Source organism: uncultured Streptomyces sp. (genome assembly GCF_947488945.1).
Classification (GTDB): domain Bacteria; phylum Actinomycetota; class Actinomycetes; order Streptomycetales; family Streptomycetaceae; genus Streptomyces.
Window position 1 is genome coordinate 32,750 of the sequence record NZ_CANLBS010000021.1, and the last position, 22,107, is coordinate 54,856.

Annotated in this window: 23 protein-coding genes; 10 read left to right on the plus strand and 13 right to left on the minus strand. The window is 74.2% G+C overall.

Features of this window, described 5'->3' with window-relative positions; translation table 11 throughout:
- Positions 1-127 precede the first annotated feature (127 nt).
- The 5 genes from Q0994_RS27220 to Q0994_RS27240 form a co-directional block, all read right to left on the minus strand.
- Positions 128-925, minus strand: a complete 798-nt coding sequence (locus Q0994_RS27220) for a type III pantothenate kinase (protein ID WP_299539461.1) — start codon at positions 923-925, stop codon at positions 128-130.
- Entirely contained in the window at positions 925-1,974 is a 1,050-nt protein-coding gene (gene nadC / locus Q0994_RS27225) for a carboxylating nicotinate-nucleotide diphosphorylase (RefSeq protein WP_299539464.1), read from the minus strand. The genes Q0994_RS27220 and nadC overlap by 1 nt, the downstream gene beginning before the upstream one ends.
- Before the next feature lie 97 nt (positions 1,975-2,071).
- Complete coding sequence (locus Q0994_RS27230; RefSeq protein ID WP_299539466.1) at positions 2,072-3,748, minus strand: L-aspartate oxidase; 1,677 nt, start codon at positions 3,746-3,748, stop codon at positions 2,072-2,074.
- The gene (gene panC / locus Q0994_RS27235; protein ID WP_299539469.1) at positions 3,745-4,773 is read right to left on the minus strand and encodes a pantoate--beta-alanine ligase; all 1,029 of its coding nucleotides are present in this window, start codon (positions 4,771-4,773) and stop codon (positions 3,745-3,747) included. The genes Q0994_RS27230 and panC overlap by 4 nt, the downstream gene beginning before the upstream one ends.
- A 74-nt stretch (positions 4,774-4,847) precedes the next feature.
- Complete coding sequence (locus tag Q0994_RS27240; protein WP_299539472.1) at positions 4,848-5,795, minus strand: Rossmann-like and DUF2520 domain-containing protein; 948 nt, start codon at positions 5,793-5,795, stop codon at positions 4,848-4,850.
- A 178-nt stretch (positions 5,796-5,973) separates the two neighbouring features.
- Between Q0994_RS27240 and Q0994_RS27245 the strand changes: the two genes are divergently transcribed.
- Positions 5,974-7,137 carry a low specificity L-threonine aldolase gene (locus Q0994_RS27245; RefSeq protein ID WP_299539474.1) on the plus strand — a complete coding sequence of 388 codons (1,164 nt, stop codon included), beginning with the start codon at positions 5,974-5,976 and terminating at the stop codon, positions 7,135-7,137.
- 63 nt (positions 7,138-7,200) lie between these two features.
- Here the strand turns inward: Q0994_RS27245 and Q0994_RS27250 are convergent, their stop codons facing one another.
- Positions 7,201-7,365 (minus strand): hypothetical protein, encoded by a 165-nt coding sequence (locus tag Q0994_RS27250; RefSeq protein WP_299539476.1) that lies wholly within the window; start codon positions 7,363-7,365, stop codon positions 7,201-7,203.
- Positions 7,366-7,469: 104 nt separating this feature from the next.
- Between Q0994_RS27250 and Q0994_RS27255 the strand changes: the two genes are divergently transcribed.
- Positions 7,470-8,579 carry a DUF5937 family protein gene (locus Q0994_RS27255; protein WP_299539689.1) on the plus strand — a complete coding sequence of 370 codons (1,110 nt, stop codon included), beginning with the start codon at positions 7,470-7,472 and terminating at the stop codon, positions 8,577-8,579.
- A 12-nt stretch (positions 8,580-8,591) separates the two neighbouring features.
- Here the strand turns inward: Q0994_RS27255 and Q0994_RS27260 are convergent, their stop codons facing one another.
- On the minus strand, positions 8,592-9,266 hold the full coding sequence (locus Q0994_RS27260; RefSeq protein WP_299539478.1) for a response regulator transcription factor: 675 nt from the start codon (positions 9,264-9,266) through the stop codon (positions 8,592-8,594).
- 41 nt (positions 9,267-9,307) lie between these two features.
- A complete protein-coding gene (locus Q0994_RS27265; protein WP_299539480.1) occupies positions 9,308-10,510 on the minus strand; it encodes a sensor histidine kinase in 1,203 nt (400 codons plus the stop codon).
- Positions 10,511-10,605: 95 nt separating this feature from the next.
- Between Q0994_RS27265 and Q0994_RS27270 the strand changes: the two genes are divergently transcribed.
- The gene (locus Q0994_RS27270) at positions 10,606-11,577 is read left to right on the plus strand and encodes an SAM-dependent methyltransferase (protein ID WP_299539482.1); all 972 of its coding nucleotides are present in this window, start codon (positions 10,606-10,608) and stop codon (positions 11,575-11,577) included.
- A 97-nt stretch (positions 11,578-11,674) separates the two neighbouring features.
- Positions 11,675-12,817 (plus strand): NADH-quinone oxidoreductase subunit D, encoded by a 1,143-nt coding sequence (locus Q0994_RS27275; protein ID WP_299539484.1) that lies wholly within the window; start codon positions 11,675-11,677, stop codon positions 12,815-12,817.
- A 49-nt stretch (positions 12,818-12,866) separates the two neighbouring features.
- On the opposite strand, the gene Q0994_RS27280 is transcribed toward Q0994_RS27275, so the two are convergent.
- The 4 genes from Q0994_RS27280 to Q0994_RS27295 all read right to left on the minus strand — a co-directional run bounded on the left by Q0994_RS27280 (position 12,867) and on the right by Q0994_RS27295 (position 16,681).
- Positions 12,867-13,964, minus strand: a complete 1,098-nt coding sequence (locus Q0994_RS27280; protein WP_299539486.1) for a hypothetical protein — start codon at positions 13,962-13,964, stop codon at positions 12,867-12,869.
- Positions 13,965-14,196: 232 nt separating this feature from the next.
- Positions 14,197-15,174: an ABC transporter substrate-binding protein gene (locus Q0994_RS27285; RefSeq protein WP_299539488.1), complete on the minus strand. Its 978-nt coding sequence runs from the start codon at positions 15,172-15,174 to the stop codon at positions 14,197-14,199.
- Positions 15,175-15,263: 89 nt separating this feature from the next.
- Entirely contained in the window at positions 15,264-15,938 is a 675-nt protein-coding gene (locus Q0994_RS27290; RefSeq protein ID WP_299539490.1) for an ABC transporter permease, read from the minus strand.
- Between the two features lie 2 nt (positions 15,939-15,940).
- Entirely contained in the window at positions 15,941-16,681 is a 741-nt protein-coding gene (locus tag Q0994_RS27295; protein ID WP_299539492.1) for an ABC transporter permease, read from the minus strand.
- Between the two features lie 141 nt (positions 16,682-16,822).
- Between Q0994_RS27295 and Q0994_RS27300 the strand changes: the two genes are divergently transcribed.
- The 6 genes from Q0994_RS27300 (at position 16,823) to Q0994_RS27325 (ending at position 21,348) form a co-directional block, all read left to right on the plus strand.
- A complete protein-coding gene (locus Q0994_RS27300) occupies positions 16,823-18,079 on the plus strand; it encodes an ABC transporter ATP-binding protein (RefSeq protein ID WP_299539691.1) in 1,257 nt (418 codons plus the stop codon).
- A gap of 152 nt (positions 18,080-18,231) precedes the next feature.
- Positions 18,232-19,092, plus strand: coding sequence for a dihydropteroate synthase (folP, locus tag Q0994_RS27305; RefSeq protein ID WP_299539494.1), 861 nt, complete (start codon positions 18,232-18,234; stop codon positions 19,090-19,092).
- Complete coding sequence (locus Q0994_RS27310) at positions 19,089-19,595, plus strand: nuclear transport factor 2 family protein (RefSeq protein WP_299539497.1); 507 nt, start codon at positions 19,089-19,091, stop codon at positions 19,593-19,595. The genes folP and Q0994_RS27310 overlap by 4 nt, the downstream gene beginning before the upstream one ends.
- Before the next feature lie 199 nt (positions 19,596-19,794).
- Positions 19,795-20,154, plus strand: a complete 360-nt coding sequence (folB, locus tag Q0994_RS27315) for a dihydroneopterin aldolase (protein ID WP_299539499.1) — start codon at positions 19,795-19,797, stop codon at positions 20,152-20,154.
- The gene (gene folK, locus Q0994_RS27320) at positions 20,151-20,762 is read left to right on the plus strand and encodes a 2-amino-4-hydroxy-6-hydroxymethyldihydropteridine diphosphokinase (protein ID WP_299539501.1); all 612 of its coding nucleotides are present in this window, start codon (positions 20,151-20,153) and stop codon (positions 20,760-20,762) included. The genes folB and folK overlap by 4 nt, the downstream gene beginning before the upstream one ends.
- 103 nt (positions 20,763-20,865) lie before the next feature.
- Positions 20,866-21,348, plus strand: coding sequence for a DUF3180 domain-containing protein (locus Q0994_RS27325; protein WP_299539503.1), 483 nt, complete (start codon positions 20,866-20,868; stop codon positions 21,346-21,348).
- A gap of 65 nt (positions 21,349-21,413) precedes the next feature.
- Here Q0994_RS27325 and folE read toward each other — a convergent pair whose 3' ends face one another.
- Positions 21,414-22,019: a GTP cyclohydrolase I FolE gene (gene folE / locus Q0994_RS27330; RefSeq protein ID WP_299539505.1), complete on the minus strand. Its 606-nt coding sequence runs from the start codon at positions 22,017-22,019 to the stop codon at positions 21,414-21,416.
- Positions 22,020-22,107 lie beyond the last annotated feature (88 nt).

A 22,107-nucleotide genomic window follows, 5' to 3' on the forward strand; every position in this document is an offset into this window, starting at 1 on the left:
GATCCGTAGGGCGTGGGCATAACGCGACAATAGGTGCTAAAGGGACAAAATCCGCTTAACTGGTCGCGGACGGCGCGCCGGGCCGCGGCCCCCGCTTCCGGGGTTTTCGCAGGTGCCCGGCGTGTCCTTACGTCCGGGAGACGTTCCGCTCGTAGACCAGCCGCAGCCCGATCAGCGTCAGCCAGGGCTCGTGCTCGTCGATCGCGGAGGACTCGCCCAACACCATCGGAGCAAGGCCGCCGGTCGCGATCACGGTGACGTCCTCCGGGTCCGCCGCCAGCTCCTTCTTCATCCGGCCGACCACGCCGTCGACCTGGCCCGCGAAGCCGTACAGGATGCCGGACTGCATCGCCTCCACGGTGTTCTTGCCGATCACGCTGCGCGGCCTGGCCAGCTCGATCTTGCGGAGCTGCGCGCCCTTCACGCCGAGCGCCTCGACCGAGATCTCGATGCCCGGGGCGATCACCCCGCCGGTGTACTCGCCGCGCGCCGACACCGCGTCGAAGGTGGTGGCGGTGCCGAAGTCCACGACGATCGCGGGGCCCCCGTACAGCTCGACGGCCGCGACCGCGTTGATGATGCGGTCGGCGCCGACCTCCTTCGGGTTGTCCATCAGGATCGGCACGCCGGTCTTGATGCCGGGCTCCACGAGGACCGCGGGCACGTCCCCGTAGTAGCGGCGGGTCACCTCGCGCAGCTCGTGCAGGACGGCGGGGACGGTGGAGCAGATGGCGATGCCCTCGATGCCGTCGCCCAGCTCCATGCCGAGCAGCGGGTGCATGCCCATCAGGCCCTGGAGCAGCACCGCCAGCTCGTCGGCGGTGCGCCGGGAGTCGGTGGAGATCCGCCAGTGCTCGACGATCTCCTCGCCGTCGAACAGACCGAGCACGGTGTGGGTGTTCCCCACGTCGATGGTGAGCAGCATCAGTCGTCGGCCCCGCCGGAGAGTGCCTCGTCGCGGAAGTCCAGGCCGATGTCGAGGATCGGCGAGGAGTGGGTGAGCGCGCCCACCGCGAGGTAGTCCACACCCGCCTCGGCGTAGGCGCGGGCGGTGTCCAGGGTGAGCCGGCCGGAGGACTCCAGCACCGCCCGGCCGCCGACCAGCGCGACCGCCTCGGCGGTCGCGCCCGGCGTGAAGTTGTCGAGCAGGATCAGGTCGGCGCCCGCGTCGAGCACCTCGCGCACCTGCTCCATCGTGTCGACCTCGACCTCGATGGCCAGCTCCGGGAACTCCTCGCGCACCCGCTTGAACGCCTCGGCCACCCCGCCGGCCGCGACGACGTGGTTGTCCTTGACCAGCGCCGCGTCCGAGAGCGACATCCGGTGGTTGACGCCGCCGCCGCAGCGCACCGCGTACTTCTCCAGGGCGCGCAGCCCCGGCGTGGTCTTGCGGGTGTCGCGGACCTGCGCCTCGGTGCCCTCCAGCACGTCGGCCCAGGCGCGGGTGGCGGTGGCGATGCCGGAGAGCCGGCACAGCAGGTTGAGGGCGCTGCGCTCGCCGGTGAGCAGGTCGCGGGTGCGGGTGGTGACCGTCAGCAGCTTCTGGCCGGGGACGACGCGGTCGCCGTCCTCGACGTGCCGCTCCACCTCGAAGGAGTCGGTGCAGACGATGGAGAGCACGGCCTCCGCGACCCGCAGCCCGGCGACCACGCCGGCCTCGCGGGCGGTGAAGTCGCCGGTGGCGACGGCGTCCTCGGCGACGGTCGCCACCGTGGTGACGTCCACCCCGCCGTCCAGGTCCTCCTCGACCGCGACGTGGGCGACGTCCTCGACCTGGACGGGGTCGAGCCCCGCCTCGGCCAGGAGCTGGGCGAGCGCGGGGTCGAGCCCGCACTCCAGGGCGTCGTCGTCGTAGTCGCCACCGCCGCAGCCGCAGCCGTCGCCGCAGCCTCCGGCGGACGGGGCGGGCGCGCCGATGTGGATCAGCGGTACGTCCACCGGTGTCGGGCGCGGATTCTCTTCGGGCGTGCTCACGGTGGTGGCTCCTCGGGGCGTCGGCGGTGCGGTGGGACGGGGTTCGTACGGGGCAAGGCGGGCGCCGCCGGTGTCCGGCGACGGATAAGCAGTCTGCTCAATTCTCCGGGCGTACGGGCGGGAACGCCGTGGTCTCCGTCCGGTGCACCGAGAGCTGCCGGTCCTCGCCCACGCGAACCATGAGGTGGGCGCGCCAGTGGTCGTCGTCGCGGTCGGGGTGGTCCTCGCGCCAGTGGCAGCCGCGGGTCTCCTCGCGGGCGCGGGCTGCGGCCACCAGGACGCGGGCGACCATCATCAGGTTGGTGGCCTCCCACGTCTCCACACCGGGGACCGCGGCCTTGGTCCCGGCGGCCGGGACGGCGCCGTCGTGCAGCGCCTCCAGCTCGGCCGCCGCGGCGGCCAGGCTCTCCCCGGAGCGCAGCACCCCGGCCCCACGCGTCATGATCCGCTGCAGCGCGGTGCGGGCCTCGGTGGGCAGCAGCGGCACCGGCTCACCGTCCGGAGCGTCGGCGGGGACGGTCCGGACGGGCCGGGTGGCGGCGATGTCCGCGGCGATCCGCTCGGCGAAGACGAGTCCTTCGAGGAGCGAGTTGGACGCCAGCCGGTTGGCGCCGTGCACTCCGGTGCAGGCGACCTCCCCGCAGGCGTACAGGCCGGGGACGGTGGACCGGCCGCACAGGTCGGTGCGGATGCCGCCGGAGGCGTAGTGGGCGGCGGGCGCGACCGGGATCGGTTCGGTGACGGGGTCGACGCCGTGGGCCCGGCAGGCCGCCAGGATGGTCGGGAAGCGCTTCTCCCACATCCCGGCGCCGAAGTGGCGGCCGTCGAGGTACATGTGCTCGGCGTCGTCCAGCTCCATCTGGCGGGTGATGGCCTTGGCGACGATGTCGCGCGGGGCCAGCTCGGCCAGCTCGTGCTGTCCCGTCATGAAGCGGGTGCCGGACGCGTCGACGAGGTGCCCGCCCTCGCCGCGTACGGCCTCCGAGACCAGCGGCTGCTGTCCCTCGGCGCCGGGTCCGAGGAAGAGGACCGTCGGGTGGAACTGGACGAACTCCAGATCGGAGATCTCCGCGCCGGCCCGCAGGGCGAGAGCCACGCCGTCGCCGGTGGAGACCGAGGGGTTGGTGGTGGCGGAGAAGACCTGGCCCATGCCGCCGGTGGCGAGGACGACCGAGGGCGCGCGGACCGCGCCGACGCCGTCGTGCTGCCCCTCGCCCATGACGTGCAGGCTGACGCCCGCGGTACGGCCTTCGGCGTCCGTGAGCAGGTCCAGGACCAGCGCGTTCTCGATGGTGTGCAGGGCGGCGTCGCGGACGGCGGCGACCAGGGCGCGGGAGATCTCGGCGCCGGTGGCGTCGCCCCCGGCGTGCGCGATGCGGTTGCGGTGGTGGCCGCCCTCGCGGGTCAGCGCGAGGGATCCGGCGTCCGTGGTGTCGAAGTGCGCGCCGGTCCCGATCAGCCGGCGCACCGCGTCCGGCCCCTCGGTGACCAGGGTGCGGACCGCGTCCTCGTCGCAGATCCCGGCGCCCGCCACCAGGGTGTCGTCCAGGTGCTGCTCGGGGGTGTCGCCCTCGCCGAGCGCGGCGGCGATGCCGCCCTGCGCCCAGCGGGTCGAGCCGTCGTCGAGCCGGGCCTTGGTGACGACCACGGTGTCGAGGCCCGCGGCGGCGCACCGCAGGGCCGTGGTGAGACCGGCCACGCCGGAACCGACCACGACGACGTCCGCGTCGATGGCCCAGCCGGGGGCGGGGGCGGTCAGCCGTATACCGGTCACGAGGACGCTCCGAGGTTCAGCGGGATGTTGTCGATGAGTCGGGTGGCGCCGACCCGGGCCGCCACGGCGAGGATCGCGCCGCCCTCGTCGCGGTCGTCGGGCAGCTCGGTGAAGTCGGCGGGGTCGACGAGCGCGAGGTAGTCGAGGACCAGCGGCACCCGGGCGCCGGCCGCCTCGGCGAGGACGGTCCGGGCGGCGTCGCGCACCACGGCGGCGGTGCGGACCGGCCCCGCCTGGGCGAGCGCCTGGGCGTCGGCCGCCGCGCGGGTCTCGCCGAGCGCGTCGAGCCCGGCGGCCCGGCCGGGGGCGACCGGTTCGGCCGTCGCCCGCTCGCGCAGGGCGTGCAGCGCGGCCAGCCGGTCGCGGGCGGCGAACAGCGCGCGCGACAGGGCGAGCGCGGTGGACCGCTCCTCGGCGGAGAGGAAGCGGTTGCGGCTGGAGAGGGCGAGGCCGTCGGCGTCCCGGACGGTGGGGGCCGCGGTGATCTCGACGCCGAAGTTCAGGTCGCGGACCATCCGGCGGATCAGGGCGAGCTGCTGGGCGTCCTTCTGTCCGTAGAACGCCTCGTCGGGACGGGTGAGGTGGAGCAGCTTGGCGACGACGGTCAGCATGCCGTCGAAGTGGCCGGGGCGCGAGGCGCCTTCGAGCCGCTCCGCCATCGGGCCCGCGGTGATCCGGACCTGGGGGTCGCCGCCGGGGTAGACCTCCTCGACCGAGGGGGCGAAGACGGCGTCCGCGCCGGCGGCGGCGGCCACCGCGAGGTCGGCGTCGAGGGTGCGGGGGTAGCGGTCGAGGTCGGCCGCCTCGCCGAACTGGAGCGGGTTGACGAAGACGGTGACCACGACCTGCCCGTGCGGGCCGGCCACCTCGCGGGCGGTCCGCACGAGGGCGGCGTGGCCCTCGTGCAGCGCGCCCATCGTCATGACGACCGCCCGGCGCGCGCCCGCGGGGCGGGGCAGCGCTTCGAGCTCCGCGGCGGTGCGCAGCAGGACGGCCGGGCCGGCCGGGGTCGCGGGGGTGGTCATCGGGGCTCCTGCCGGGTGGTCGTCCGGGCGGCCCGCGGCGGGCGCCGCCGGGGCCGGCGTGTGCGGGGCGGCGGTCACGGGGTCTCCTCCGCGTCCCCGCCGCTCTTCGCGCCGGAGTCGGCGAGGACGCCGAGCAGGTCCTCGGCCAGCTCCGGCTTGAGCAGGCCGTGGGCGAGGGCGCGGTCGGCGGTGGCGCGGGCCATGGCGAGGTACCCGGGGACCATCTGCGGGGCGTGCGCGCGCAGTTCCTCGACGTGTGCGGCGACGGTGCCCGCGTCGCCGCGGGCGACCGGTCCGGTGAGCGCCGCGTCGCCGGAGCGCAGGGCGTTGTCGAGCGCGGCGCCGAGCAGCGGGCCGAGCATCCGGTCGGGCGCGGACACCCCCGCCTTGGTCAGCAGTTCCATCGCCTCGGCGACCAGGGTGACCAGGTGGTTCGCGCCGACGGCGAGTCCGGCGTGGTAGAGCGGACGCGCCTCTTCGGCGATCCACTCGGGCTCCCCGCCCATCTCGATGACCAGCGCCTCGGCGGCCAGTCGCAGTTCCTCGGGGGCGGTGACCCCGAACGAGCAGCCCGCCAGCCTGGGGACGTCCACCGGGGTGCCGGTGAACGTCATCGCCGGGTGCAGCGCCAGCGGCAGCGCGCCCGCCCGGCGCGCGGGGTCGAGCACCTGGACGCCGTACCGCCCGGAGCTGTGGGCGAGGAGCTGGCCCGGCCGGATCGCCCCGGTCTCGGCGAGTCCCCGCACCAGCCCGGGCAGCGCGTCGTCCGGCACCGTCAGCAGGACCAGCTCGGCACGGGCCAGCACCTCGGCCGGGGTGACCAGCGGGACGTCGGGCAGCAGGGCGGCGGCACGGCGGACCGAGGCGTCGGAGACGCCCGAGACGGCGACCGGGCGGTGCCCGGCGAGCTGGAGCGACGCGGCGAGCGCGGGGCCCACCCGGCCGGCCCCGACCACCCCGACGGTGAGCCGGGCGGGGCGGTCCCTGGCGTCGAGCGGTTCCTTCGGAGTGTTCGTGTGCACGCGGCTTCGGCCTTCCGTTCCAGTCCGCGGGGGGTACCGGACGATTCATCTGCATGCTACGCCAGCGTCGCGGACCGCCCGCCGCACCGTCCACAGTCTGTGGATAACTTTGCGGCAGCTGCGGATACCGGTGGATATCCCTGCGGGCCGGCGCCCCTTTCCGGGTGATGATCGTCCCATGGCAGACAGGGACGAACAGAAGAAGAAGCGGCGCCGACTGGCCGCGTGGGCGCGGTCGCACCGGCTGCTCGCCCGCACCCCGGCGGACGGCACGCTGGGCGAACGGCTGGCGGAGCTGGCCGAACACGCCGGGACCGTCCACGACCTGGACGAGCCGGCCGACCTCTACGGCGACGGGGTGGTCGCCGCGCTCGAACAGCGGGTCGCGGAACTGCTCGGCACCGAGGCGGCGGCGTTCTTCCCGACCGGGACCATGGCCCAGCAGGTCGCGCTGCGCTGCTGGGCCGGCCGCACCGGCAACCCGGTCGTCGCCCTGCACCCGCTGGCCCACCCGGAGGTGCACGAGGGCGGCGCCCTCGGCGCGGTGAGCGGGCTGCGGACCGTGCACCCGACCTCGGCCCGGCGCCTGCCCACCGCGGACGAGATCCGTGCGTGCGCGGATCAGTTCGGCACCCTGATGCTGGAACTGCCGCTGCGGGACGCCGGGTTCGTGCTGCCGACCTGGCGGGAGCTGACCGACGTGGTGGCGGCGGCCCGCGAACGGGACGCGGTGGTGCACCTGGACGGCGCGCGGCTGTGGGAGTGCGCCCCGCACTTCGGCAAGGGGCTCGCGGAGATCGCCGGCCTCGCCGACAGCGTCTACGTCTCGTTCTACAAGTCCCTCGGCGGCCTCTCCGGTGCGGCACTGGCGGGTCCGGAGTCGCTGGTGGCGGAGGCCAGGACCTGGCGGCACCGGTACGGCGGCCAGGTCTTCCAGCAGTACCCGGCGGCCCTGTCGGCCCTGATCGGCCTGGACCGAGAACTGCCCCGGCTGCCCGCGTACGCGGCCCACGCCCGGACCGTCGCCGGGGCGCTGGCCGAGGGGTTCGCCGCGTCGGCCGTGCCGTGGTTCCGGGTGCACCCGCAGCCGCCGCACACCCATCAGTTCCACGTCTGGCTGCCGTACGGCGTGGACGAACTGGACGAGGCCTCGGTGCGCCAGGCCGAGGAGACGGGCGTCACCCTGTTCCGCCGCTGGTTCCCGGAGTCGGGCGGGACGCCGCTGCCGCCCGGGGTGTCGCTCACCGAGGTGACGGTGGCCGCCGCGGGGCTGGAGTGGTCGGCCGAGGACGTGCGCGCGGCGGTCGCCGACTTCGTCTCCCGGCTGCCCGGTGACCGCTAGCGCACGCCGAGCGCACGCACCGGCACCGCCCCGGCGCGGACCCCGCCGGGGCCATGGCCGCCGCTAGCGCGCCCCCGGGCGGCGGTCCGGGGCGCCCAGCGCGTGCCGGAGCCGGCGGCCCAGCTCGCGCAGGACCTCCCCGTCGTGGCGGCCGGGCGGCGGTGGCGGGGGCACTCCGAGACGGGCGGTGCGGTAGGTGTCGAGCAGGTGCTGCTGTATCGCGTCCATGTCCTCAGCCTGCGCGGCGCCGCCCCGCCGCGCGCGCCGATTGACGGGCCCCGTCAAACGATGCGGGCGCGGCGCCCGGCACACCGCACCATGGACGGGTGAGCGTGACCATAGACATCGCCGGGCTGCCGGCCGACCGCATCGTTTTCGAGCCCTCGCCGCTGGCCGAGCTGGGGGTAGCCCTGCACGCGCTCACGGAGCCCGGCCACCACCCCGGCCTGCACGGCTGGGCGACCGCGACCTCCGCCGCGCTGGAACCGGACCTGGCGGACCGGCTGCACGAGGCCGACTTCCTGTGGCAGAACACCTTCTCCGACATCTTCACGCCGTTCGCCGGGGTGCCCGGCGACGGCCGGACGGGTTCCTGCCTCGCCGAGGACCTCGACACCCTGGACCGGATGGACGACGAGCGGTTCGTCTCCGCCGCCCTGGAGTTCACCTGCTGCCACCTGTACGACGCGGGCACGCCCTCGCCCCTCGTGGACGCCGCCTCGCGCGCACGGGCGCGGGAGACCGCCGCGGCGCGCGGCCCGCGGCAGAGCGACTTCACCGAACGGCTGCTCGCCGACCCCGGCTCCGTACGCACCTGGATCCGCCGGCTGCTGGAGGACTGCGACGCCGCGTTCTTCGCCGACACCTGGCGGCGGGTGCGCGTGCCGCTCACCGCCGACGCCCGGCACAAGACGGAGCTGCTGCGCCGCAAGGGGACGGCGGAGGCGGTCGGCGCGGTCTCGGCGGCGGTGTCGCTGAGCGAGGACGGCGCCACGGTCACCGTCGACAAGCTGACCCGCGGCCGCACCACGGCCACCGACCCGGAGGTCGGGCCCGGGGTGACCTTCGTGCCGACGACGTTCGGCTGGCCGCACCTGGTGGTGCTGCACGCCCCCGGCTGGCGGCCGGTGATCCAGTACCCGGTGCACCGCCCGGAGCTGCCGGTGCCCGCGTCCGTCGAACTGCTCCGGCTCCGGATGGAGGGGCTGGCCCACCCGATGCGGATGCGGCTCTGCCGGGACCTCGCCCGCTCCCCGTACACGACCGGCGAACTCGCGGTCTCGCTCGGGATCACGCCGCCCGAGGTCTCGCGCCACCTGGCGGTGCTGAAGAAGGCGGGCCTGGTCACCACGCGCCGGCGCGGGCGCTACGTGCTGCACCAGCTCGACCTCACCGTCGTCGCCCGGCTCGGCAGCGACTTCCTGGAGGGCGTGCTGCGCTGAGGGCGCCGACGGTCAGCGGCCGGCGCCGCCCGCCCGGACCAGCCCCGACTCGTAGGCGAGGACGACGACCTGGACGCGGTCGCGCAGGCCGAGTTTGGTGAGGATGCGGCCGACGTGGGTCTTCACGGTGGCCTCGGAGAGCACCAGCCGGCCGGCGATCTCGCCGTTGGAGAGCCCCTGGGCGACCAGCAGCATCACCTCGCGCTCCCGCTCGGTGAGCCTGGCCACGTGCTTGTCGGCCGGTTCCGGGGTGCCGCTCGGCAGCAGCGGGGAGAACCGGTCCAGCAGCCGCCGGGTGGTGGAGGGCGCGACCACCGCGTCGCCGCTGTGCACCGCGCGGATGGCGGTCAGCAGCTCGCCGGGCGGCACGTCCTTGAGCATGAAGCCGCTGGCCCCGGCCTTCAGCCCGGAGAACGCGTACTCGTCGAGGTCGAAGGTGGTCAGGATCAGCACCTTCGGCGGGTCCTGCTGGGCGCAGATCCGCCGGGTGGCCTCCACCCCGTCCAGCCGGGGCATCCGCACGTCCATCAGCACCACGTCGACGGCGGTGGCCCGCAGCACGTCGAGCGCCTCGGCCCCGTCTCCCGCCTCCGCGACGACCTCCATGTCCGGCTGCGCGGCGAGCACCATCCGGAATCCGGTGCGCAGCAGCGCCTGGTCGTCGACGAGCATCACGCGGATGGCCATGAGGGGGTGTCCTGTCTCCAGTGGGGCGGTACGGGGCGGTGTCACGAGGCGGGTCTGAGCGGCAGCAGGGCGCTGATCCGGAACCCGCCGCCCGGTCGCGGCCCGGCGTCCAGGGTGCCGCCGACCATGCCGACCCGCTCCCGCATGCCGATCATGCCGTGCCCGGCGCCGTCGGCACCGCCGTCCTCGTACAGCTCGTGGGCGGCTCCCCGCCCGTCGTCCTCGACGAGCAGCCCGAGCCCGTCGTCGAAGTACACCAGCCGCACACTGGCGCCGGCACCGGCGCCGCCGTGCTTGCGGGTGTTGGTGAGCGCCTCCTGCACGATCCGGTACGCGGTCAGCTCCACCCCGCTGGGCAGCGGGCGCGGGGTTCCCTCGACGGTGTAGTCGACCGCCAGACCGGCCTTGCGGACCTGTTCGACCAGGTCGCCGATCTGCTCGACGTCGGGCTGCGGGACGTACGTGCCGCCGTCCTCGGCATCGGTGCGCAGCACGCCCAGCAGCCGCCGCATCTCGGCGAGCGCCTGCCGGCCGGTGCCGGAGATGGTGGCCAGGGCCTGCCGGGCCTGCTCGGGCGCGGCGTCCATGACGTAGGCGGCGCCGTCGGCCTGCACCACCATCACCGAGACGTTGTGCGCGACGACGTCGTGCAGCTCGCGGGCGATCCGGGCCCGTTCGGCGGCGACGGCGACCTTGGACTGGGCCTCCCGCTCGCGCTCCAGGCGGGCCGCCCGCTCCTCCAGCTGGCGGAAGTAGGCCCGGCGGGTGCGGATCGAGTCGCCGAGCACCCAGGCCAGCACGAACGGCACGGTCAGCACGATCACGACGGACAGCCGCTGGACCCAGCCGCCGGCGGTCCCCTCGGAGGGCCAGCGCAGTTCCCCGAGTCCGGCCGCGACCAGGCTGCACCCGAGGGCCAGCCGGGACGCCCCGCGCTCGCCCTGTGCGGCGACGGTGTAGGTGACCACGAGCATCGCGAAGTCCGCCGCGCACGGCTCGACGCCGCCCAGCAGCTGGACGACCCCGGCGCCGATGGCGAGCAGCAGCATCTTCTCCGGCATCCGGCGGCGCAGCGCGACGACGGTGCACAGCGCCAGGATCACCGGGACCGCGAGGATCCGCTCCCGGCCCCCCGTCCCGCCGCCGATGCCGAACTCCAGGGCGGACAGCCCGAGGAGGACGACCGCCCAGCAGCAGTCGACGCCCGTCGGGTGTCTGCGGAGGAATGCGTAGAGGCGCTGCACAACGCCCAGCGTAGGGACCGCGCGCGTTCGGCGGGGTCAGCCGGAGGGGCGATCCGGGCCCCGGCACCGTACTCCCCAAGGTGGAGACTGGGGCCGTGGACGACGGATGGCGCGGATGGCGCGAGGCGACGTGGACCGCTCTGTACGGGCCGGACGGCTTCTACCGGAGACCGGAGGGCCCGGCCGGGCACTTCCGGACCTCGGTGCACGCCTCCCCCCTGTTCGCGTCGGCCGTGGCCCGGCTGCTGGCGGCGACGGCCGAGGGGCTGGGCACCGACGAGATCGCGCTGGTGGACATGGGCGCGGGCCGCGGCGAGCTGACCGCGGGGGTGCTCGCGGCGACCCCCGCGGGGCTCCGCGTCACCGCGTACGCCGTCGAGCACGCGGCCCGGCCCGCGGGACTCGATCCGCGGGTGGAGTGGTGCGCGCGTCCGCCCGTCGGGGTCAGCGGGCTGTTCTTCGCCAACGAGTGGCTGGACAACGTGCCGGTGGACGTCGTCGAGGCGGACCCGGAGGGCGTGGCCCGGTACGTGCTGGTCCGCCCCCCGGACGGCGCCGAGCGGCTCGGCGATCCGGTGGACGGGGCGGACGCCGCGTGGCTGGCGCGGTGGTGGCCGCTGCGGAGTCCGGGGGACCGCGCGGAGATCGGCCTGCCGCGCGACCTGGCGTGGGCGGCGGCGGTCGGTTCGCTGCGCGCGGGCCGTGCGGTCGCGGTGGACTACGCGCACCGGCGGGACGCCCGGCCGCCGTTCGGCACCCTGGCCGGGTTCCGGGAGGGGCGCGAGGTGCGTCCGGTGCCGGACGGCTCGTGCGACATCACCACGCACGTGGCCCTCGACGCGTGCGCGGCGGCGGGCGCCCCGGACGGTGGGCCGGCGCCCGAACTGCTCGACCAGCGGACCGCGTTGGGGCGGCTCGGGGTCGCCGGCGGACGTCCGCCGCTGGCCCTGGCCTCCACCGATCCGGCCGGTTACCTGCGGGCGCTGTCGGCGGCCGGCGAGGCGGCGGAGCTGACGGCCCGCGGCGGGCTGGGCGACTTCGGCTGGCTGACGCAGGAGGTGGGGTGAGGCGCCCGGCGGCGGTGGGGCGGCGTCCCGTCGCCGGGGCGGGACCCGGTCCGGTCCCGGCGGCCCGGACCACCGGGCCGCAGGCGATACTGGCCGCATGACGGAGACGACGGTCGGCATCGGCGGCGCGGCGGAGAGCACCGACATGGTGCTCAACATCGGGCCTCAGCACCCCTCCACCCACGGCGTGCTCCGGCTGCGGCTCGTCCTCGACGGCGAACGCGTCCAGCACGCCGAACCGGTCATCGGCTACATGCACCGGGGCGCGGAGAAGCTCTTCGAGGCCCGCGACTACCGGCAGATCATCATGCTGGCCAACCGGCACGACTGGCTGTCGGCGTTCTCCAACGAGCTGGGCGTGGTGATGGCGGTCGAGCGGATGCTCGGCATGGAGGTGCCCGAGCGCGCGGTCTGGACGCGGACCCTGCTGGCCGAGCTGAACCGGGTGCTCAACCACCTGATGTTCCTCGGCTCCTACCCCCTCGAACTCGGCGGCATCACCCCGATGTTCTACGCCTTCCGGGAGCGCGAGGAGCTCCAGGCCGTGATGGAGGAGGTCTCCGGCGGCCGGATGCACTACATGTTCAACCGGGTCGGCGGCCTGAAGGAGGACCTGCCGGCCGGCTGGCTCGGCCGCGTCCGGGACGCGGTCGCCTCGGTGCGTTCGCGGATGGACGTGTACGAGGACCTGGTGCTCGGCAACGAGATCTTCCGCGGCCGGACGGGCGGCGTCGGCGTGCTCTCCGCCGAAGCGGTGCACGCCTACGGGGTGTCCGGGCCGATCGCCCGCGCCTCCGGCGTCGACTTCGACCTGCGCCGCGACGAGCCGTACCTGGCGTACGGCGAACTGGCCGGCGTCCTCAAGGTGGTCACGCGCGCCGAGGGCGACTGCCTGGCCCGCTTCGAGTGCCTGCTGGACCAGACGCTCAACTCGCTGGACCTCGCGGACGCCTGCCTGGACCGGATGGACCAGCTGGCGCCGGGGCCGATCAACCAGCGGCTGCCGAAGGTGCTCAAGGCGCCGGAGGGCCACACCTACGCCTGGACGGAGAACCCGCTCGGCGTCAACGGCTACTACCTGGTGTCCAAGGGCGAGAAGACGCCGTACCGGCTGAAGCTGCGCTCCGCCTCGTACAACAACATCCAGGCGCTCACCGAACTGCTGCCGGGCACGCTGGTCGCGGACATGGTGGCGATCCTGGGGTCGCTGTTCTTCGTCGTCGGCGACATCGACAAGTGACCGTCGCGCGGGCCGCGCGGAAGGGTGGCGGCCGCCGGGCCGCCGGCCGCTAGGAGATCGCGCGGCGCAGGTCCGGGGCGGGATGCCTGCGGTCGGCCTCGTCATGGTGCGCGAGGTCGATGACCTGGCCCACCGCCCGCCGGTCGCCGTCCCGGTCGCGGTGGTCGGCGAGCGCCTCCTCGCCGACGACGTCCGCCAGGTCCTCCTCCTGCACCGACTCGATCGCCGCGGGCTGCTTCTGCGTGCCGAAGAAGTCGAAGGTGCCCTGCGGCACCAGGTGGCGGCGGGCCGCCGCGTACGGCACGACCGACGAGGCGCCCGGCACCGTCCGTGCGCCCGGCGCGAGGGGCGGCAGGGGGGACTGCGGGTAGCCCGACGACGGGAGCGCCTGCTGCGGTACACGGCCGGGGGCCGGGTGCACGTCGGCGGCCGGGGCGTGGACGGCCGGGGCCTCCGGGCGGGCGGACGCGGCGGCGTGCCGGCCCGACGCGGCGCCGGTGCCGGACCGGTCCCGCTCGACGCGCTCCTCCTGGGCCCGCTCCGCGAGATCCCGGCGGCGGGCTTCGTCGGCGCGCCGGCGGGCCTCCTGGAGGCCGGCGTTCCGGCTGAGGCCGGCGAGCGCCTCGGCCGCGCGCAGGTACGCCGCCGGGGTCGGGGTCGAGCGGGCCGCGAGCAGTTCGCGGGGCTGGACGGCAGCCTCGATGGCGAGCTGACGGCGGCCCTCCAGCGCGCTGGCCCGCTCGGTCTCCGCGTTGGCGTAGCGGCGCAGCAGACCGGCGTGCTCCCCGCGCAGCCCGGCGAGTTCGACCCGCTTGCGACGGAGCTTGGCCTCCAGCCGGGTGCGCACCTCGTGCGCCTCCTCCAGCTCCTGTTCCAGCTCCGCGACGCGTTCCTCGGCCCGCCACGCGTCGCCCGCGCGGGCCCGCTCCAGCTCCGCCACCCGGAGCCCGGCGGCCCGGTCCCAGCTGCGCATCAGATACGCACCGGCCAGGCCGGTCGCCGCAGCGGCGGCCACCAGCAGGCGCAGCGGCAGCGGTTCGGCCACCAGCCAGGCGGCGACGGCCAGCACGACGGACACCCCGGCCACCGCCGACGGCGGCAGGATCTTGTGGAGGGGTGGCGAATGACGGTGGCGTCCAGAGGGCATGGCCCGAAATTTACCGCGCCCACCGACCACAGGGGAGTGCACCCGACAATTTGTTCCCCGCCGGTTACCTCGTGGAGCCACGACGGGCGGTATCCGTCCCTTTCGCCCCGCGCGTGCGCTCTTCCCGCTCATGGAGACGGGGAAGCGGGCTTTGGCCTGACCGCTTCCCCGCGTTTTCGCGCACCGTCGTTCCGGGCGACGGCATTTCACGCTCGGCCGCCCGCCCGGACGGTCAGCCGATCAGGCCCTTGGACCGCAGGTATTCGCCCGCCACATCGGTCGGCTTGGCCCGCTCCGCGTCGACCTTCCGGTTGAGTTCGGCGAGGTCTTCCGTGGTCAGCACGTCGGTGAGCTTGCCGAGCGCGTCCGCGACCTCCTGGGAACCGGCGTCCTTGGCATTGACGACGGGAAGGACGTTGTCCGCGTTCTGGAGCTTCTTGTCGTCCTCCAGGAACACCAGGTCGTAGGGGTCGAGAACGGCGTCGGTGGTGGTGGTCAGCACGAGCTGGTCCGTGCCGTCCTTGACCGCCTGCTTCGCCTGCGGGGTCCCGACGCCCTTCGGGTCGATTCCGACGACGTCGATGCCGTACTTCTCCTTGAGACCCGGCGCGCAGAAGGGGCGGACTTCGCACTCGTCACCGGCCGCGATCTTCACTTTGATCTTGGAGGCGCCGAGGTCGGAAAGCGTCTTCAGCTTGTTCTTCTCGGCGAATTCCCTGGTCACCGCGAAGGCGTTCTGGTCGACCGCCTCTCCCGCCGGAAGCACCTTCAGTCCGAGCGGTGTGGCGAGCTTCTCCAGCGCCGCCACCGTCGCGTCGGCGTCGCCCGAGGCGACGGGGCTCTTCTCCGCCTCGGCGCTGCCGTTCACCTTGGCGTTGAGGAATTCGGCGATCGTCGCCGCGTATTCGGGTACGACGTCGATCTCCCCCTTCTCCAGCGACGGTTCGTACAGCTCACGGTTCTTCACCGTGGTGATCGAGGTGCTGTATCCGGCGTCGCCCAGGATCTGGGCGTAGAGCTCGGCGAGGACCTTGGACTCGGTGAAGGCGGCGGCGCCCACCACGAGCGAGCCCTTCTTGTCGCCGGCGCCCGCGGAGGCCGTCGATCCGCCCTTGCCCTCCTCCAGGCTGTCGCCGCCGCAGGCGGCCAGCGACCCGGTCAGCGCGAGCGTCCCGATGACCGCGCCGGCTATGCGCGAGTTCCTGCTCATGTTGTTCTCCGTCCACGGCGAATGAGGTGACACAGAAGATGAGGTGGTGCACCGGGGTAGGCACGGAACCGCGGTGCGGGACCGGGCCGTCACACCGCCCGGCGGCGGCGCGACGGGGTCAGCAACCGGCCCGCGGCGGCCAGCACGCCCTCGACCGCGAGCGCGAGCAGGGCCACCAGGACCGCCCCCGCGAACACCTGCGCGGTGTCGTACGTGTTGAAACCCGCCGTGATGATGCGGCCGAGACCCCCGAGCCCGACCATCGCGGCGATCGAGGCGGTGGCGACCACCTGCACGGCGGCCGACCGCAGCCCGGTCATCACCATGGGCAGGGCGAGCGGCAGTTCGACCCGGAGGAAGAGCTGGCCGCCCGACATGCCCATGCCCCGGGCGGCCTCCACCACCGAACGGTCCACCTCCGCCATGCCGACGTGCGCGTTGGTCAGCAGCGGCGGCACGGCGAACAGGACCAGGGCGATGATGGTGGGCCAGTAACCGGAGTTGCGCAGCGGCGTGACCATGAAGAGCGCCAGCACCGCGAAGACCGGCACGGCCCGGCCCACGTTGGAGACGTTGACCGCGAACGAACCGCCGCGGCCGACGTGCCCCAGCCGGAAGGCGAGCGGCAGCGCGATCAGGCATGCGATCGCCAGCGCGGCCCCGCTCACGTACAGGTGCTCCGCGAGGCGGTGGGCGGCGCCGTTCTCCCCCGACCAGTTCGACCCGGTGACGAGCCAGGTCCACGCGTCCGCGACGACTCCCACGTTCAGTTCGCCCCCACGGTCGCGGCCGGGCCGCCGGTCTTCTCCGGCCGGTCCGCGCGGGCGCCCGGCGCCGCGGACCGTATCCGGGTCCAGGGCGTCAGCAGCCGCTGTACGCCGAGGAGCAGCAGGTCCGCACCGACCGCGAGCGCCACGCAGAGCACCGACGCGGTGAGTATCTGGGCCTTGAAGAAGCTGGGCAGCGCGTCCTCGATGAGATTGCCGAGGCCGCCCTTGCCGACCAGCGAACCGACCGTCGTCAGCGCGACCGTCGAGACGGTGGCGATCCGCAGACCCGCCATCAGTGCGGGCAGCGCCAGGGGTATCTCGACCTCGCGCAGCAGCCGCGCCGGGCCGAATCCCATTCCGCGCGCGGCCTCCCGCGCCTCTTCCGGAACGGCTTCGAGCCCGGCCAGGATGTTCCGCACCAGAATGGTCAGCGAATACAGCACCAGTCCCGTCACCACCAGCGCGGCGGAAAGCCCGAACACCGGCAGCAGCAGGGAGAACATCGCCAGCGACGGGACGGTGTAGAGCACCGTGGTCACCCCGAGCACCGGACCGGCGAAACGCGGTCCGCGGCGCGCGAGCAGGGCCAGCGGAAAGGCGACGAGCAGCCCGATCGTGACCGAGAGCGCGGTGATCCAGATGTGCTGGACCACGGCGTCCGTCAACTCCTCGCTGCGGGAACGCAGATACTCCCCGCAGATCCAGGCGTTCGTCACCAGGCAGTTCTCCGCGGCCATCCGTCCCCACCTCCCGATCCGCCCTCGTCCACCGGCCCCGAACCGGTGTGCGAGGAGCCTATCCTCGACCACCGACAATCGCCGGGGCTGTCGTATTCCAGCAACATGTCCTTCACAGAACGCGCCGCACAGTGGGGAATCATGATCCGTTTCGAGCACGTCACCAAGCGGTACGCCGACGGAACCGTCGCCGTGGACGACCTCTCCTTCGAGGTCGCCGAGGGTGAACTGGTCACGCTCGTCGGACCTTCCGGATGCGGCAAGACCACCACCATGAAGATGGTGAACCGGCTGATCGAGCCGACCGAGGGGCGGATATCCGTCGACGGCGAGGACATATCCGCCGTCGATCCCGTCCAGCTCCGCCGCCGCATCGGCTATGTGATCCAGCAGGTCGGTCTCTTCCCGCACAAGACCGTCCTGGAGAACACCGCAACCGTTCCCCATCTCCTCGGCTGGAAACGCGGAAAGGGCCGCGAGCGTGCCGCCGAACTCCTCGACCTCGTCGGACTCGACCCCGCCGTCTACGGCGACCGCTACCCGGAACAGCTCTCCGGCGGCCAGCGCCAACGCGTCGGCGTCGCCCGCGCGCTGGCGGCGGACCCGCCCGTGCTGCTGATGGACGAACCCTTCGGCGCGGTCGACCCGGTGGTGCGCGAACGGCTCCAGAACGAGTTCCTCCGCCTCCAGGAACAGGTCCGCAAGACCGTCCTGTTCGTCACCCACGACTTGGAGGAGGCGGTCCGTCTCGGCGACCGGATCGCGGTCTACGGCCAGGGCCGCATCGAGCAGTTCGACTCCCCCGCCACCGTCCTCGGCGCCCCGGCGACCCCGTACGTCGCGGACTTCGTCGGCTCCGACCGGGGCCTGAAGCGGCTCGCGGTCACCCCGGTGGAGGAGAGCGACCTGGACCGCCCGCCGGTCGTCCGGCTCACCGACCGGCTCGACGCCGCCCTGGACCGGCTGCGCGCCGAGGGCGCCTCCTGGGCGGTGGTCGTCGACGGCGACGGCCGGCCCCGCGGCTGGCTGCCCGCCGACGCCTCGGCGCCCGCCGGGGCGACATCCCCGGCCGGCCCCGTCAAGGGCTCCGCGACCGCCGTGGCCGACCGGCTGCGCCCGATGGACGACGCGCTCCCCCTCGGCGCCCCGCTCCGGCACGCCCTCGCCGCGATGCTCCAGCACGACGCCGGCTGGATCGCCGTCGTCGACGGTAAGGGCGACGGCGCCGCCGACGGCCGGCACCTGGGCGTCCTGACCCCCTCCCGGCTGCACGAGGCGCTGCGCCGCTCCGTCGGCGCCGACGCCCGGTCCCTGCCCCGCGCCGAGGTCACCGTGGAGACCGCGGGCCGGACCGCCCGCCCGGCGGAACCGGACGGCCCGGTGACCCCTGCCCGGTGACCCCCGCCCGCTGACGCCCTCCCCTCCGCCACGCCCCCGGCGACACCCACCGGCGGCCTCCGCCCGCGCACGTCCGCCCCCGCCGCGTATCCCGCCGCCGGTGGGCGTCCGCTCCCCGGCGGTGGCGGGCGGACTGCCCGTAGGCTGACGGTATGAGTACGTTGCGCGGACGGGGCACGGTACGAGGCCTGCCGGAGTGGGACCGCTGTGCGGTCATGGGCGTCGTGAACGTGACGCCCGATTCCTTCTCCGACGGAGGGCGCTGGTTCGACACCGCGGCCGCGGTCAAGCACGGCCTGGAACTGGTGGCCGAGGGCGCCGACCTGATCGACGTCGGCGGCGAGTCGACCCGCCCCGGCGCCAGCCGGGTGGACGAGGACGAGGAGCTGCGCCGGGTCGTCCCCGTGGTGCGCGGCCTGGTGTCCGAGGGCGTCGCGGTCTCCGTGGACACCATGCGGGCCAAGGTCGCCGAGCAGTCGGTGGCCGCCGGGGCCGCCCTGGTCAACGACGTCAGCGGCGGCCTGGCCGACCCCGACATGGTCCCCGTGGTCGCCGCCGCCGGGATTCCGTTCGTCGTCATGCACTGGCGCGGCTTCTCCGCGTCCATGAACAGCCTCGCGGTCTACGACGACGTGGTCGCCGACGTCGTCACCGAACTGCGCCGGCGGATGGACGCCGTGGTCGCCGGCGGGGTCGCCCCGGAACGGATCGTGATCGACCCCGGCCTCGGCTTCTCCAAGAACACCGCCCAGGACCTCACGCTGATCGCACACCTCGACGACCTGCGGGCGCTCGGGCGCCCCCTGCTGGTGGCCGCGTCCCGCAAGCGGTTCCTCGGCCAGGTCCTGGCCGGCCGGGACTCGGCGCCGCCGCCCGCGCGCGAGCGCGACGCCGCCACCGCGGCCGTCTCCACGGTCTCCGCGCTGGCCGGCGCCTGGGCCGTCCGGGTCCACGAGGTGCGCGCCAGCGCCGACGCCGTCCGGGTCGTCCGGGCCGTCGAGGGAGCCGCGTGACCACAGGGCGCGGGGACGACGCGCACCGCGCGGCCGACGAGCACGCCGGCGCGGCGGCCGACATCGCCGCCGTCGAGGAGGCCAACACCGCCTTCTACGAGGCGGTGGAGGGCGGCGACCTGGACCGCCTCTCCGACGCCTGGCTGCCCGGCGAGGACCTGACCGTCTCCTGCGTCCACCCCGGCTGGCCGGTGCTCCGGGGCCGCGGCGACGTGCTGCGCAGCTATGCGCTGATCATGGCCAACACCGAGTACATCCAGTTCTTCCTCACCGACGTCGCGGTGGCGATGACCGAGGACACCGCGTCGGTCACCTGCACGGAGAACATCCTCAGCGGCGGTCCGGCCGAGGAGGGCGAGGAGCTGGGGCCCCTGGTGGGACAGCTGGTGGTGGCCACCAACGTGTTCCGTCGCACTCCCGGCGGCTGGAAGCTCTGGTCCCACCACGGTTCCCCGGTCCTGGCCGACACCGACGAGGACGAGGACGAGGAACCCGGCGCCTGACCGGCTCCGCGTCCGGCCCACCTGCCGGGTTGAATGCATGGCCCACCGGGTATGGGCCGCTACCGACCCCGCAGGACCGGGGCCCGAGCCCCCGCGGGCACGTGACGTGGGAGCCCGCAGGTAGATTCGACGGACGGCACCGCCGCCGCGACCCGCGACGACGGCGCTCCGACGACCAACGACAGCAGGAGTGATTCGCGTGGATCGTGTCGCGCTGCGGGGCCTCAAGGCCCGTGGGCACCACGGCGTCTTCCCCCGGGAGCGGGAGGAGGGCCAGACCTTCATCGTGGACCTGACGCTCGGCCTCGACACGCGTCCCGCCGCCGCCACGGACGACCTCTCCCGCACCGTGCACTACGGCGTGGTGGCGGAGGAGGTCGTCGACATCGTCAAGGGCGAGCCGGTCGACCTGATCGAGACACTGGCGGAGCGCATCGCGCAGCAGTGCCTCAAGCACGAAGGGGTCCAGGAGGTCGAGGTCGTCGTCCACAAGCCGGACGCGCCGATCACGGTTCCCTTCGACGACGTGACCATCACCATCACCCGGAGCCGAGCATGACCTCATTTTCGCCCGAAGGGCAGAGCGACCCGACCGTCCAGCCGGTCCCGGCCGCCGTCGTGGAGCAGGTGGACGCCGCCGACGTCACCCTCTCCAACCCCCAACGCGCCGTGCTCTCCCTCGGCTCCAACCTCGGCAACCGGCTGGAGACCCTTCAGGGCGCCATCGACGCTCTGGAGGACACCCCGGGCCTCCGGGTGAAGGCCGTCTCCCCGGTCTACGAGACGGAGCCCTGGGGCGTCGAGCCCGGCTCCCAGCCCTCGTACTTCAACGCGGTGGTCATCGTGAAGACGACGCTGCCGCCGTCCTCGCTGCTGGAGCGCGGCCACGCCATCGAGGAGGCGTTCGACCGGGTCCGGGAGGAGCGCTGGGGCCCGCGCACGATCGATGTGGACATCGTCGCCTACGCGGACGTGGTCTCCGACGACCCGCTGCTCACCCTGCCGCACCCGCGCGCCGGTGAGCGGGCCTTCGTACTGGCCCCCTGGCACGACGTGGAGCCCGAGGCACAGCTTCCGGGCGCCGGTCCGGTCGCCGCCCTGCTGGACGGCGTAAGCCGCGAAGGCGTACTTCCCCGTGCCGACCTGGAACTCCGTCTCCCCGAGTAGTCGTTAGGCTCGACGGGCATACGGTCACCGACGGAATCGGTGGACCGGCGCACCGGCGCATCCGGTGGGCCGGCGCAAGGGCGGCGAAAGGGCGGCTGACTCGGTGAAGCAACTACGGCTCAGGGTGCTGGCCGGCCTCTTCGCCGGGGCGGGGGTCCTCTGCTGGGCCGGTGCCCGGCTCTGGAACTCGCTGGGCTCCCTGCCGAGCGTGCCGCTGGCCGCCTCGGTGGTGCTGGCCGCCCTCGCCGCGATCCTGCTCGCCACCGCGCTCTCACTGCGGGCCCGGCTGCGCGCCCAGCGCGAGCGGCGCCCAGGCGCCAAGGGCGTCGAGCCGCTGATGGCCGCCCGTGCGCTGGTCTTCGGCCAGGCCAGCGCCCTGGTCGCCGCGGTCGTCGCGGGCGTGTACGCGGGCGTCGGGTTCTTCCTGCTGAGCTTCCTGGACATGCCGGGCCGCCGTGACCAGGCCATCTACGCCGGTGCGGCCGTCGTGGCCGCCTTCGGCGTCGTCGCGGCGGCCCTCTTCGTGGAGCACGTGTGCAAGCTCCCGGAGGACGGGGACGACGACCCGACGGCCGCCGCCGCCTGACCCGGCCGCGCCGCGCGGGGCCGCTCCCCGTCAGCGGGCACGGGCCCGGCGCGGGCCGCTTCCCGTCAGCGGGCCATGATCAGGCTCATCGCCTCGGCCCGGGTCGCGGAGTCGCGGAGCTGGCCGCGGACCGCCGACGTGATCGTCTTGGCCCCCGGCTTGCGGATGCCGCGCATCGACATGCACATGTGCTCGCACTCGATCACCACGATCACCCCGCGCGGCTCCAGGATCTCCATCAGCGACTCGGCGATCTGGGTCGTCAGCCGCTCCTGGACCTGCGGCCGCCGGGCGTAGACGTCCACCAGCCGGGCGAGCTTCGACAGCCCGGTGATCTTTCCACTGGTGGCGGGGATGTAGCCGACGTGCGCCACGCCCCGGAACGGCACCAGGTGGTGCTCGCAGGTGCTGAACACCTCGATGTCCTTGACCAGCACCATCTCGTCGTGGCCCAGGTCGAACGTGGTCGTCAGCACGTCCTCGGGCTCCTGGTGGAGACCGGCGAAGATCTCCCGGTAGGCCCGGGCCACCCGGCCCGGCGTGTCCCGGAGCCCTTCCCGGTCCGGGTCCTCGCCCACGGCGAAGAGCAGCTCCCGCACGGCCGCCTCGGCCCGCTTCTCGTCGAACTCGCCGAACGGCCCTCGGTCCCGCAGCGTCACCGGGTCGGTCATCTGTGCCTCGTTCCTGTCTGGTCCCACCTGCGCGTATGCGCACGGGCGTGCAGAAAAGCCGCGCCCCCACAGGCTAAAACCTGTGGGG